This window comes from Paraflavitalea sp., assembly GCF_059502485.1.
In genome coordinates this window covers 1130196-1143312 of the sequence record NZ_JCACET010000008.1, presented here as the reverse complement: position 1 = coordinate 1143312, position 13117 = coordinate 1130196, and the positions used below count along the sequence as shown (strand labels likewise).

10 protein-coding genes are annotated in these 13117 nt (G+C 46.8%); 2 read left to right on the top strand and 8 right to left on the bottom strand.

The features are described from left to right. Position 1: 1 nt before the first annotated feature. The 7 genes from porM to AC5JBY_RS07465 form a co-directional block, all read right to left on the bottom strand. Positions 2-1585 carry a type IX secretion system motor protein PorM/GldM gene (gene porM / locus AC5JBY_RS07495; RefSeq protein WP_495903945.1) on the bottom strand — a complete coding sequence of 528 codons (1584 nt, stop codon included), beginning with the start codon at positions 1583-1585 and terminating at the stop codon, positions 2-4. Positions 1586-1667: 82 nt separating this feature from the next. After that, on the bottom strand, positions 1668-2438 hold the full coding sequence (gene porL, locus AC5JBY_RS07490) for a type IX secretion system motor protein PorL/GldL (protein WP_495903944.1): 771 nt from the start codon (positions 2436-2438) through the stop codon (positions 1668-1670). A 138-nt stretch (positions 2439-2576) separates the two neighbouring features. After that, positions 2577-3851, bottom strand: a complete 1275-nt coding sequence (gene porK, locus AC5JBY_RS07485) for a T9SS ring complex lipoprotein PorK/GldK (protein WP_495903943.1) — start codon at positions 3849-3851, stop codon at positions 2577-2579. Positions 3852-4004: 153 nt separating this feature from the next. Next, entirely contained in the window at positions 4005-6065 is a 2061-nt protein-coding gene (locus AC5JBY_RS07480; RefSeq protein WP_495903942.1) for a thioredoxin domain-containing protein, read from the bottom strand. A 125-nt stretch (positions 6066-6190) separates the two neighbouring features. Further along, positions 6191-6949 (bottom strand): uroporphyrinogen-III synthase, encoded by a 759-nt coding sequence (locus AC5JBY_RS07475; protein ID WP_495903941.1) that lies wholly within the window; start codon positions 6947-6949, stop codon positions 6191-6193. Positions 6950-7026: 77 nt separating this feature from the next. Then, a complete protein-coding gene (locus AC5JBY_RS07470; RefSeq protein ID WP_495903940.1) occupies positions 7027-8070 on the bottom strand; it encodes a DUF4271 domain-containing protein in 1044 nt (347 codons plus the stop codon). An 87-nt stretch (positions 8071-8157) separates the two neighbouring features. Further along, on the bottom strand, positions 8158-9960 hold the full coding sequence (locus tag AC5JBY_RS07465) for an autotransporter assembly complex protein TamA (protein ID WP_495903939.1): 1803 nt from the start codon (positions 9958-9960) through the stop codon (positions 8158-8160). 47 nt (positions 9961-10007) lie between these two features. Between AC5JBY_RS07465 and hemW the strand changes: the two genes are divergently transcribed. Further along, positions 10008-11129 (top strand): radical SAM family heme chaperone HemW, encoded by a 1122-nt coding sequence (hemW, locus tag AC5JBY_RS07460; protein WP_495903938.1) that lies wholly within the window; start codon positions 10008-10010, stop codon positions 11127-11129. Positions 11130-11193: 64 nt separating this feature from the next. On the opposite strand, the gene AC5JBY_RS07455 is transcribed toward hemW, so the two are convergent. Beyond that, positions 11194-12123: a DNRLRE domain-containing protein gene (locus AC5JBY_RS07455; RefSeq protein WP_495903937.1), complete on the bottom strand. Its 930-nt coding sequence runs from the start codon at positions 12121-12123 to the stop codon at positions 11194-11196. A gap of 255 nt (positions 12124-12378) precedes the next feature. On the opposite strand from AC5JBY_RS07455, the gene AC5JBY_RS07450 reads away from it, so the two are divergent. Continuing rightward, positions 12379-13092: a TylF/MycF/NovP-related O-methyltransferase gene (locus AC5JBY_RS07450; protein ID WP_495903936.1), complete on the top strand. Its 714-nt coding sequence runs from the start codon at positions 12379-12381 to the stop codon at positions 13090-13092. Positions 13093-13117: the final 25 nt, after the last annotated feature.

The following is a 13117-nucleotide window of genomic DNA, read 5'->3' as shown; positions in this document are numbered from 1 at the left end:
ATTATTTAAGCTGGAACTGCATACCTGGAATTTCCTGTTGGCGTCCGTCGGGACCAACCACCTGGATCTTATCAAAGAATACGCGTGTTCCGGGACCTGCACGGCCAATCAGTGACTCAGCAGAACCACTCCAACGGTTACCGTTGTTGATGGCTTCAGCATAGATCTGGATCGGACCGCCTACTGCACCTACCTGGTAGCTAACTACTTTATAGGGCGCTTCAAAGTCAGAGTCCAGCTTGGCAATTACAGCACCGATAGCTTTCAGCTCCGCAGAGGAAATGTTACCACCTTTCTTAGCACCAATGAAGGCTGTAGGAGGAGGTAAGAATTTAACCCGCATTGGGAACTTATAAGGTTTGCCATTGGCAGTTACAGTAATTTCAGCCATACCGGGATTCTTTGGCTTGATCGTGTAGCTGTCGCCACTTACTTTGGAAACAGGCACACCGCCAGAGAAACTTACCTGTACTTTTTCGCTACCTACACTACCACCAGAGATGGTGAGCGGGTTATCAACGCCAATGTACAGTACATTCATTTTTTGAAGGAACACAGAGGCGCCTGAAGGAACACCTACTGTATAAGTTACCTTCTTGTCTACCTTATCAACAGAGCCGTCGGGCTTGTTGAACTCGATATGAACATTCACAGAGTGCTCACCAGTACCGCTTGCAGTGGTCTTGAAGATCGCAGTACCATCGCTACCCAGTGCTTGAGGGGCGCCATTGATCGTGATCCTTGGCTTGGCCGCATCACTGAAAGCTCCTACACCAGCAGTGATCTCGATATTGTCACCAGGCATAGCGTAAGTAGTATTCGAAGTGGCGATAGCCTGGAACTTATCATATACCAGTTTAACGGTACCGATCTGTGAGTGCAGGTAATCTACCATTTGCGCTTCAGAGCTCTTTACATCATTCTGGAATTTGCTCAGGATGGTCATAGCAGCAACAGTAGGCGTCATGTGGAAATAGTTGGTAGTCCAACCTTTCGCATCATTGCTGTACTCTTTACCGCTTTGGCTCTTGGGCACATTCATATTGATGGGAAGATTCTTATTGAATGCTTCAATGTCTTTTTTCAGGTCTTCCTGAAACTTAGGATTATCGGCAAATTCCTCGGGCTTCAACACACCGATCACATTCTTACGATAAGCGACCAGCTTGTCATAGAGTTCTTTACCTTTTCCTTCTTTGTCCATCAGGGCAGTAGGAGCATCGAGGTTATCTTCAGAATAATGTTCAACACCATCCTTGATCTCAAGCTTGGACTTCTTTTTCATTTCCGTCTTGATGTTCTCGATGTAGTTGTACAAGTCTGCAGATATTTTCTTTACCTCTTCTGCTTTAGGTGCCCAGATAGCAGCTTTAGCAGCTGTCTGGGGATCTTTTGCTTTGTCAGCAAAAGACGAGTAAGTAGCATTATTCTTTTCAGTAATTACAGCATTGGAGTTAGCAATGCTGACATTAACAACTTTGAACGCGTTAAGGATTTCAGATGATACGTTGAGTGCCAGGAGCGCTGTAAGCACCAGGTACATCATGTTGATCATCTTCTGCCGGGGCTCTTTGGGTAAACCCATAGATGTAGGTTTTTCAGTTTAAACAATTCTTTTTAACAACGGAGCTTCTCTGTTTCATGGATACAGGATATGGATCACCGGATTAACGGCCTTGCATAGCATTGAGCATGTTACCATAGATCGTGTTCAGGCTGCCCAGGTTGCTGCTCAGCTTGGCGATCTGCTCGTGTGCTTTCTTGGCATCATCTACGCTACCCTTCATAGTCTGAGAAGCCTCAGCCAGGTTGCTATAGAATGTGTTCATAGCCTTCAGGTGATTATTCGTATCCTGTAATTCCAGTTCATAGATAGCATTCAATGAACCCAGGTTTTTGGTCAATACCTGAACCTGCTCATGGAATTGTTTAGTGCTGTCGGCAGCAGAATTGAAATGCGTGATGGTTGCTGTAGCGCCCTGGTAAGCATTCTTCATAGATTCCAGTGCAGTTGCAGCCTCAGCGGTTTTCTTAGTATAATCGCTGGTAGCTTTTACAGCATCAGATACATCAGCAATCTTGTCAACTGAAGTACCTAACTTTTTAAAGCCATCGCTCAATTTGCTCAGGTTAGCTGGAGTGATATCAGCTTCCTGGAGCATTTTATCCATCTTATCGAGAGCTGGGTTTCCTGCTGATGATGCGCCACCAGCCAGTTTGGGTAATGCTTCTGCAATTGCATGCATCTCAGAACCCGGAGGTGGTAAGATAGCGTACACCACGAAGATAACAGCTTCGGTAATGAGGCCGGCTGTTAAGAAGAAGTCAGCAAGCGCCTGGTGAGTGATTTTTTGCCAGGCACCAAAGATTACGATAGCAGCGCCCATACAAACAAACACATTCACCACTCTTTCGGTAGATTTAGAAACTCCAGCCATAATTTTAATTGTTTAAATGGTTAGAAAACGGATTTTATAGGGTTAAAATAGAGAAAACAATACTATTATCTTGACCACAGTGTATTACACCGCCATCAAAACGCATAAACAGTTAGAAATAGTACTCTTAGCAGCAACTTATTTTCTCTGCATCGGAGGCAAGTCGATTACACAACGGAAACCGATGTAAGACTTGGCAGTGTCCATGTACTCGTAGTTACGGGTGCTGGTTTGCAGGTAATAACCTACGTCTTTCCAGCTGCCACCACGAATTACTTTACGTTTCATACGGGGAGGATCAGCGTCATCCGCATTGAAACGGATGTCAGGATTCATATCGTGTTGGAAGTTGTAAGCACCTTCGTAATACAGAGAAGAGGTCCACTCGGCCACGTTACCTGCCATGCAATACAGTCCGAAGTCGTTAGGCCAGTAAGCATCAGCACGTACTGTGTAGAAACCGCCGTCTTCGGGATAGTTACCACGCCCGGGCTTAAAGTTGGCCAGCAAACAACCCTTCTTGTTCCGGAGGTAATAGTTACCCCAAGGGAACATGGATTGTGAACGACCGCCACGGGCAGCGTATTCCCACTCAGCCTCGGTAGGCAGACGGAAATCCGATTCAGTAGGCCTTTTCTTGCTTTCGAGGAATGAATTGAGGTAGTGAGTTCTCCATTCGCAGAACGCAGTCGCTTGTTTCCAGCTCACACCAACTACGGGATAGTTACCGAAAGCAGGGTGAGAGAAATAGCGCTTGGTCATTGGTTCATTATAAGAATAGCTGAAATCACGTATCCAGATAAGCGTATCAGGATAGATCTTTACATCTTTCTTTTTGATGAACTTAGAACGGGAAACAGTTGCGTTCTCTCTTTTTGAAGCTTCCTTAAGATCGAATATCTCAGAGTGGAATTCAATCTTGGTAGGATCGATATCTTTTTTACCAAAGATCCTGTTCTCAGGAGTCAGGATCATGTTGTCGATCTTTTCAATGGTAGCCTTGTCATTCCATTTAATGGTCTTAGCTTTCTTCCAGTCGATCACGAACACACCGTCGATCTCCTTACCGTACTGTAAACGTACAGCGGCAATAGAGTCACGTACCCATTGTACGAACTGACGATATTCGTTGTTGGTGATTTCTGTGGCATCCATCCAGAAGCCATTAATGGAGATCTGTTTGTTCCGTGCAGTGTAAGCGTAGTTTACGTCTTCATCGCTGGGTCCCATGTGGAAGGTTCCAGGCGGAATGTACACCATGCCGGGGGGCTTGGTCAAATTGTACTTGCTTGCCGGAGCGACCCCATAGAGCTGGCCATCATTCGGCAAACCTTTGGAAGACTTCCCCAGCCCACATCCTGTAGCAATGGAAACCATAGCCACAATAGCTGTAAAGGCGGATAGGTTTTTCATTTTCATCATATTAAAGGGTATTGGGCAAAAATAATGTTTTACCGACTTCATCACAAGTTTAGAATTTATTTTTTAAAACTGCAATACAGAACTCCAGCATAGGAATAAACGATGCGTGAAACCAGATTATTGTATACCGAAAAATATTAAGTTTTACACATTTTCCAATAATTTCACCAATGCATCTGCCTCATTTACAGGCTGTTGACAAGCATATCCCCGACACAGAAAAATGGCTGCGTCCGACGAGTAAGGCTTTTGTACCAGCATGGGAAATTCCTGGCTTGTGGGTTCAGAGGGAGCGGACTGAAGTACGTGAATAGGGATAAATCGTCGTAAAACATCCTCGCGAAGCATTGCAAAATCCCCGCCAATAATCGCTATCTCCGGAACGGTATAAGTGAGGGCCTGGATCATCGTAGCCCACACACCGAAAGAACCGGGATACCGGGTAACTGTCTGTTGTAACAAAGCACAGATCTGCACACTTCGCTCACGCCATCCGGGTACATCAAAAATAATACCTAGGCAATAGAGGTTGATGGCCATCACTGCGTTACCCGAGGGTACCGCTCCATCATACACTTCCTTCTTACGTACGATAATATCGGGCTGTCCGGTTGGTGTGAAGAAGAAAAAACCTGTATCAGTTTCGCTAAAGTTATCGAGAACCCGGTTCGTAAGCGCCCTGGCAGTATGCAGGTAAGCGGCATCCCCCGTGATCTCCTGTAGCTGCAACAATGCCTGGATCAGGTAAGAATAATCGTCCAGGAAGGCCGGAAACCTGGCATCCCCTCCTTTGTAGGTATGCCCAAACGAGCCGTCCGGCAGCTGAAAACGTTGAAGTATGAACTCCATATTCCGCACAGCCACCTCGCGGTAATGGTCACTACCCAGCGCCCCGGCAGCTTTGCAATAGGCATGATTCATCAGCGCATTCCAGCCAAGCAGCTGCTTGTCGTCCAGCAGCGGACGTATACGCCGGTTCCTGACCTGCATCAGCAGACCGCGGCACTTGTCCATCCGCTGCCACAAGTCTTCCACCTTCAGGCCATGTTGATCTGCAAACTGTTGCGGAGGCGTTTTAATATTCAGGATGTTCTTATGTTCCCAATTGCCTTCCTCCGTCACGTCATAAAACGCACAGAATAGCGGCGACTCTTCGCCCAGGACCGCATCGATAGCCTGTTTGTCCCACACATAAAACCTGCCCTCCTCCCCTTCACTGTCGGCATCGAGCGCCGAATAAAATCCGTATTCCTCCGACAGCATTTCGCGCTCCACGAAAGCCAGCGTTTGGCGGATAGCCCTTTCATACAGCGGATCATGCGTAAGCTGGTAGCCTTCACACAGCACGATCACCAGCAGCGCATTATCGTACAGCATCTTTTCAAAGTGCGGCACCAGCCACGCCGCATCGGTGGCATAGCGGGCAAAGCCGCCACCCAGTTGATCATAAATGCCACCCAGCACCATTTTATCGAGGCTAAGGCAAGCCTGTTGCAAAGCCCTGGGTTCTTTGGTATAGTGAAAATGATGAAGCAGGAATTGAATCGTAAACGTCTGTGGGAACTTGGGCGCCCGGCCAAAGCCGCCCTCGTCCTGGTCGGCCGTTTTCATGATGTTCTCAAACATGAGGTGGGCCTTTTCCCGGTTGAAGAGTGCATCAAAATCAAGCTCCAGGCCAGCTACGCTTTGCACACCAAACTCATTGGAGCGCACCAGGTGCTGCGTCAGGTCTTCAGCCTGCTGATCGATCGCCTCCCGCTTTTCCCGGAAAGCATTGCTCACCCCTGCCAGCACATCCTGCCAGGAGGGCCTGTTGAAAACTGCTTTGGGAGGGAAATAAGTGCCGCCATAGAAAGGCTTACCGGCAGGCGTTAAGAATACATTCAATGGCCAACCACCGCTGCCGGTCATCGTTTGCACAGCATCCATATAGATATGGTCCAGATCGGGCCGCTCTTCCCGGTCGATCTTGATGTTGATGAAATATTCGTTCATGAAAGCAGCCGTCGTCTCATCTTCGAAGCTCTCTTTTTCCATCACATGGCACCAGTGACAGGCTGCGTAGCCAATACTAACCAGGATTGGCTTATTCTCTGTCCTGGCCTTGTTCAAGGCCTCTTCTCCCCAGGGATACCAATCCACGGGATTATGAGCATGCTGCAATAAATAAGGGCTGCTTTCTTTAATAAGCCTGTTTGTAGCCATTGAATAGATCAGTTAAAATTGAAAATTGTCCTAATGGTAGAGCATTGAACATTACAGGCAAAAATGCTCAATGTTCAACATATGTCCGATGAATATCGGGACAATTCGCAATAAAATAAAATGACCTACTTCTTCTTCAAAATACCGGCCAGGTATTGCTCAAGGGCAGCTACCATGGAAGGCGCCTGAGGCTGAGGAGCTTTTATGTCTAATGTAAGGCCCGCATCTTCAATAGCGCGGGAAGTGTTGCTGCCGAATGCCCCGATACGGGTACCATTCTGCTTGAACTTAGGACAATTGTCGAACAGGCTTTTTACACCGCTGGGCGTAAAGAAGCAGATGATGTCGAATTCGGTGTTGTCCAGTACTTCCTTCACATCATTGCTGATGGTGCGGTACATATAGGGGGTTGCAAAACCGCAATTGTTGTTCTTGAGCCAGTTCACGATCTCATTGTCCTGCTGGTTTTCGGAGCAGGGATAAAGGAACTTTTCGTTCTCTTTATGCTTGTTGACCACGTCGAACATGCTCTTATTGGTGCCGTCAGCACCATAAAACACCTTGCGTTTGCGGTAGAGGATGAATTTCTGGAGATATAAAGCCACGGCTTCCGTGATGCAGAAATACTTGGTATCCTGTGAGATGCTTACTTTCATTTCCTCGCAGATACGGAAGAAATGATCGATCGCGTTGCGGCTGGTGAAGATGACAGCAGTGTACTGCGCAATCTCAATCTTTTGCCGGCGGAAATCCTTCGCAGGAATTCCATCCAACCGGATAAAGGGATGAAACTGCAGTTCCACGTTATACTTCTTCGCAAGCTCGAAGTACGGTGACTTGTCGGTCTCTGGTCTGGGTTGGGTGATCAATATTTTTTTAATCACACTAATCGAATTAAGATCAGTTGCTACGCTTTTAGCCCCGTTTTTAACCATATTTTGTGCCGTATGGATTCGCAAAATTAATAACTTCTTTCCACAAACTTCAACAACACCCTGTAAATCAACAATAGCGGTGCTATTTCGAAGGCGCAAAGGTAAAGGAAAAAATGGAACCTACTCACCTTTATTTCACTACGAATTGGTTTATAAGAGATTATGAACCGATAAACCAGCGCCAACGCCAATAAAATGAACGCCAGGGTCATCACCACCGGTAGCCAGGACCCGTACGGGAACGCCATCAGGATCAGTACCGGCACCAGGAAAATCCCGACCATTTTATTGACCATAAAGATGATGAATATGTAAGTATCGGTTGCATTGCTCACGTTAAAGATCCAGCCAATGATCTTCAGGATAATGAACTTGCCCAGGTATATACCCATCACCAGCAAACAGCCATAACTCCACAACAACCACAGGTTTTGCCCAGGCATGTAATGATAATACCGGGCCGCAAAAGCCAGGAACATACCCCCGGTGCTCACAAAAAGGATATTCAGGAACAAGGAAGGCAGCGGCGTTTGAGACAGCTGCTCCCGCAATTGCTGCTGCCGCATGGTGACGCGGAAAAACAGCGTGGTGATATTATCCAGGTATTTGGGGAAGAAGATCTTGATAATCGCATAATAGAACAACAGGCCGAAAAGAAAGTAAAAAATGCCATCGGTACTGGTGCCCTCGGCCTCTTTAAGGAACAGCTGCCGGGGCGTGCCTTTGAACCTGAGGTTATAATATGGATGGTCGCGCAAAGCTGCCTGGAACCTTGCCAGTGTGTTTTCAGCCGGGATACTATCCAATTTAAGCGGCGGAGGCATAAAGGCAGTATCTTTTGTGGCCGGCTGCACGGAGTCTGCTACTACAGGTTTATTAACCTGTGCCGCACTATCGACCTTTTTCCTGGCAACAACAGGCTTGCGAACAGGTGTATCAGCTTGTACCGGTGCTACGGGAGCCACAGGAGAGGCAGTATCGGCTTGCCGCGTAGTGGAATCCTGGGTTTGAGCAAAGGAAAATTGGGACAACAGGATACAATAAAAAACAAGTAGTACAATTTTTTTCACCTGCAATAATTGGGTGTGCAAAAGTATTAAGAATACTTAATAATGAACGGAGAACGACGAAGTATATTGATTCATTATAATGCCCGCCTAAAAATAATTCACATAGCCCAGGTGAATCTTGGATTGCCGCAGGTTGAACTTACTGTCATCCCGCTTGCCTGCCGCATAGGAAATGTTGAAAATGCCCGCCTTGGTCTCGAAAGCCATACCCAGCCCTACCCCCAAAAAAGAGTTGCTCACGTTCACCGTCGGCACCTTGTTGCTGGCCCAGCCCAGGTCTGTAAAAGCAAACATGTAAGAGTTCTGCCCCAGCAGGTACCGGTATTCCACGGTGCCCACCGCATAACGGGAAGCAAAAATGCTTTCTTCGTCAAAGCCCCGCAACAGGCGGTAGCCGCCAATCTGGAACAGCTCATTCCTGAATATACTGGGGCTTTCAAACCAGCCTCCGCTGACACTCGTCTTTAGCGTGGAAGCCCGGGTAAGCTTAAAATAATGAGCCGCCGTCAATTTCACCCTGAATTGATAAGCATTCAGCGTCACCGTATCGTACAACCTGTTAAAATCAAATGAAGGATCACTGTCGTCACGCAGCTTCACAATAGAACTGTTCTTATTGATCTTTTTGGTACCGGCAGATGCGTTGATCGTAATTTCATTCCCCCTGCGCGGGTTGAACCGGTAATCGGTATTGAACCATTCATAGTTAATCCCGAAGTTTACCGATCGCACATCAGCCTCTACTGGTAAACGACGCGTGTTCTTGATCTGAAACGTGTCCACCGTCAACAAGTTGGAGGACAGGTTTTGAATATAGATACTCCCCGTTTGGTTCGAAGCAAGCGCATACTGCATACCCAGCAACAAGCTGATATTAACGAAAGAAGAGTCCTTCTTGAAAAGATCGAAACCGAAATTGATACCGAATGGAGAGTTGAACAGATAAGGATATGCAAAAACAATATTGAGCCTGGGCGATTTCACCTGCACCTGTTGCCAGTTCAATCCGATGGTCTCCCCACCGCCCAACGAGTTCTTCAGGTTGATGGTAGCTTCACCTGTTACCAACAGCTTGTTGTTCACGAGTTGATCATTGGCCGGCAGGAAACCTACCAGCACATTTATCTGACTACTCTTTTTAGGCGCCAGATACACATTCAGGATAGAGCCCGTGCCCAGCAAAGTCATGTCCCAGGGTTGTTGCTCCTGCACAAAAGGCAGCTCACTCAACTTTTTACTGACCGTTTGCAGTCTGTCTTTCCTGAACAGGCTGCCATTGGGAATACTCAGGTAATGCTGCAGAAAAGAAGACGATAATTTCGCATTACCCTTATTGTAAATACTGTCGATCTTATACAGAGGCCCTTTCTCGATCTTTAAAGCAGCTTCAAATGCATTATCCTGTACAGAGATGCTGTCCAGCTTTATCTTGGCAAAGGGATAACCGTTGTTTTCCAGGTAATCGAGGATCTTCTGTTGCAGGGTCTGCAACTCCTGGAAGCTAACCGGCTTCGACGACTTCTTACCGCTCCAGTTCACCTGCTCCAGTATTTTCCTGTCTGCAGAATCTGTATACAACCGGGCCCAATTCATAGGCTCCCCTATAAAAACATGAATGCTGGCTGAGAGAGAATCATACGAAGCGCTGTCTACTGAAGCAGCGGGATACCCCTTGGATTGAAGCAGAGAAGGAATACTATTGACATATTCTTCGCAAAGCAGCTGATTCCTGAAATCGGTTTGCAGGCGCATTTGCCGGATAAACACCGAATCCTTATCCACCGGAACGATCTGCAGGCGATACTGCGCGTGGAGCAACAACGGCAGCAGGAACAGGATGACAAAAACGCCCCTTCTACCCATATTCCGATATACTGCTACCTTTGTCATCCATTTCAACAATTGAACTGTAATATCCGATAAAAATACGGAACCCAATGGCAGGCATCTACCTACATATACCCTTTTGCAAACGAGCTTGCCATTACTGCAACTTTCATTTTTCCACGTCACTTGGCCTAAAGAACGATTTTTTAACCGCTTTATTGAAAGAGATCGAACTGCAGCAACAATACCTTGCAGGAGAAATAGTCGAAACCATCTACTTTGGCGGAGGAACCCCTTCTTTATTGAACAATGAGGAGCTGCAAAAAATACTGGGCGCCCTGTCCCATCACTTTACTATCGACCCCACTGCCGAAATAACCCTCGAAGCCAACCCCGACGACATCAACGAAACTACCCTGCTGCAATGGAAGCAGGCAGGCATCAACCGCTTAAGCATCGGCGTACAGTCATTCTTTGAAGAAGACCTGCAATGGATGAACCGCGCCCATACGGCGCAACAGGCAATTGGCAACCTCCAACTGGCCTTGCAGCACTTCAGCAACCTTACCATCGACCTGATCTATGGCACACCCACGCTTTCCGATGAGCGGTGGCAACAGAACGTACAACAGGCAGTGGAGTTGGGCATACACCACCTTTCCTGTTATGCATTGACGGTAGAACCTAAAACGGCGCTGGACACGATGATACGCAAGCACCAGGTGAGCAACGTGCAGCCCGACGATCAGGCCCGGCAGTTCCTGTTGCTGATGGACTGGGCCGCAGCGGCAGGCTACGAACATTATGAAATATCCAACTTCGCTTTGCCAGGCCACCGCAGCCGGCACAATAGCTCTTATTGGCAAGGCAAAAAATACCTGGGCCTGGGTCCATCCGCTCATTCCTTCAATGGACTGGGCAGGCAGTGGAATATTGCCAACAATGCCCTTTACATACAATCACTGAAACAGGGAACAGTACCTTTTGAAGTAGAGACCCTCACACCCGATCAGCGGCTCAATGAGTACATCATGACCTCCCTACGCACCATGGAGGGGCTTAGCCTCGATCATGTGCAGCAACTAAGCGGCGATAAAATGAGCCAGGCCCTGCGCAGGAACAGCCACAAATACATACAACAGGAATTGCTGCGCGAACAAGATGGAAAGCTCATATTGACCAAACAAGGAAAGCTCTTTGCGGATGGAATAGCAGGAGACTTGTTTGTATAAGCCGCAGGCAAAATAAAAGCCGCCCCTGGGTAGGGACGGCTTCTGCTATTCAGCACAAATATCTTTATTGGTAAGTAACCACCAGTTTGGGGCGTTTGTCCGGGAACCGGGTTTCAAAGCTACCTACGAATATGCGTGAAGTATAGATCACTTCATTTTCAAGCTTGAAGTAAAAACCATAATTGGCATTATTGGTAACCATCGAAGCCACCTGGCCTTTTACATCAAGGTCGAGATCAAGGAACTTTAGACCGGTATGCGGCACATAAACCTGGTTGGCATTTGTAACTGTAGGGGGATTCGACCAGCTGACACTTGAAGAAGTCCAGTTGCTGGTGATCTGACGCACATAGAAAGCATTGGCAGAACCTGAATTTGCTTCTGTTACATTACCACTTTGAGTCGGAGCAGGATAAGAATATAAGTATAAACGTGCGCTGGTAACCGTCGCACTCGCCGGAATACTGCTCAGATCAAACTTAAGTACCATACGCACATCGAACTGGTCTCCGCCTTTAGTCCATGACTCTACCGCACACTCAAGCGGTCCATTTGCGAAGTGAGAACCCAGGTAATAGATAAGTTGAAACTCATTAGGGTTGCTGGCAGGCTGTAGTGTCAACGTTTGGGAAACAGGCAGCTTAGCCTGAACAGAAACGGTGTCAACACCTGTGGCGCCTTTATTATCGGTAGCCATCAATTGAAACAAATAGATACCATTTTTCAGGTCTTTGATGGAAGTTGTGGGCGAACCTTCATTAACAATATGCGCTTTGGAAGGCCCGGAAACCTGGCTCCACAAATAAGCGACTACCTTTCCATCGGTATCCGAAGCAGATCCTGTAAGCGTGGTAGCGTCTACAGTGATTACCTGTGCCGGACCGGCATCAACTTTCGGAACATAATTTTCAGGAGGAAGCGGGTCTTTCTGGCAGCTTGTAATAAAAAGCGCCGACACACAAAGAACGGAGAGAGCGTTTCGTAATAATGACATAAAAACTTGTTTAAGGGTAGCACAGTTCAATAACAGCGCGAAGATAGCGAAAACCACTAACGTAACTATTTAGCTGAAATTGTTTGACTTAAAGCAAGTCAACGGCACCATTTAGTCCACATAAATCAAAAAATCACTACTCCACCGCATTATTACTACGACACTAATAATATTTATAATAATTTTTACGATACTGCATTACCTACCATTACACATTAGACCTCCCTTACATACACTACCCCCTAAATCGGCTACATGAAACTTTTTCTGATCAGGTATACCAAAATTTGGTTTACCTACTTACAGCTGCATTACATCTTTAATGCACTCAACGGTTTTTTCCTGAACCTGATGCACATGTCAAAGCTTTCCGAATGGATAAGCAAGAACAAACCCCTCTACAATGATTTTCCTTCAAAATGGGACTATAACAAGCGATTCGATTTCTATGAATGGGTATTACTGCAGGAAAAGTTGACAGATAGCCCGGTCAATTACCTGGAATTCGGAGTAGCACATGGCCATTCGATGCGTTGGTTTTCTGAAAAAAATTGCCATGCGGATAGTGAGTTCCACGGATTCGACACCTTCACCGGTTTACCGGAAGATTGGGGTCCCTATAAGAAAGGAACATTTGGTACCGGCAACCAGGTACCGGTGATCGATGATACACGCATACAGTTCCATCAGGGACTTTTCCAACAAACCCTGCCCGGGTTTGTAAAACAGTTTCCGGAAAATAAGCGCTCCATTCTCTTTATGGATGCCGACCTTTACTCAGCCACCTTGTATACGCTGACGTCACTGGCGATTTTCCTTAAAAAAGGGGATATCATTTTCTTCGATCAATTTGCAGTTCCTACCCATGAGTTCAGGGCATATACGGACTTCATCGAGTCTTCTTACCTCAACCTTGAATTGATCGGGGCTTCCAATAACTATTACTTTGTAGCCTTTAAAGTAGTTTAATGCTGCCGTTTGTGGCCCTTGAGGT

Bases quoted from the DNA above. Each gene is read 5' to 3' on its own strand.
- porM (WP_495903945.1), bottom strand. From the start codon at position 1,585: ATGGGTTTACCCAAAGAGCCCCGGCAGAAGATGATCAACATGATGTAC.
- porL (WP_495903944.1), bottom strand. From the start codon at position 2,438: ATGGCTGGAGTTTCTAAATCTACCGAAAGAGTGGTGAATGTGTTTGTT.
- porK (WP_495903943.1), bottom strand. From the start codon at position 3,851: ATGAAAAACCTATCCGCCTTTACAGCTATTGTGGCTATGGTTTCCATT.
- AC5JBY_RS07480 (WP_495903942.1), bottom strand. From the start codon at position 6,065: ATGGCTACAAACAGGCTTATTAAAGAAAGCAGCCCTTATTTATTGCAG.
- AC5JBY_RS07465 (WP_495903939.1), bottom strand. From the start codon at position 9,960: ATGACAAAGGTAGCAGTATATCGGAATATGGGTAGAAGGGGCGTTTTT.
- hemW (WP_495903938.1), top strand. From the start codon at position 10,008: ATGGCAGGCATCTACCTACATATACCCTTTTGCAAACGAGCTTGCCAT.
- AC5JBY_RS07455 (WP_495903937.1), bottom strand. From the start codon at position 12,123: ATGTCATTATTACGAAACGCTCTCTCCGTTCTTTGTGTGTCGGCGCTT.
- AC5JBY_RS07450 (WP_495903936.1), top strand. From the start codon at position 12,379: ATGAAACTTTTTCTGATCAGGTATACCAAAATTTGGTTTACCTACTTA.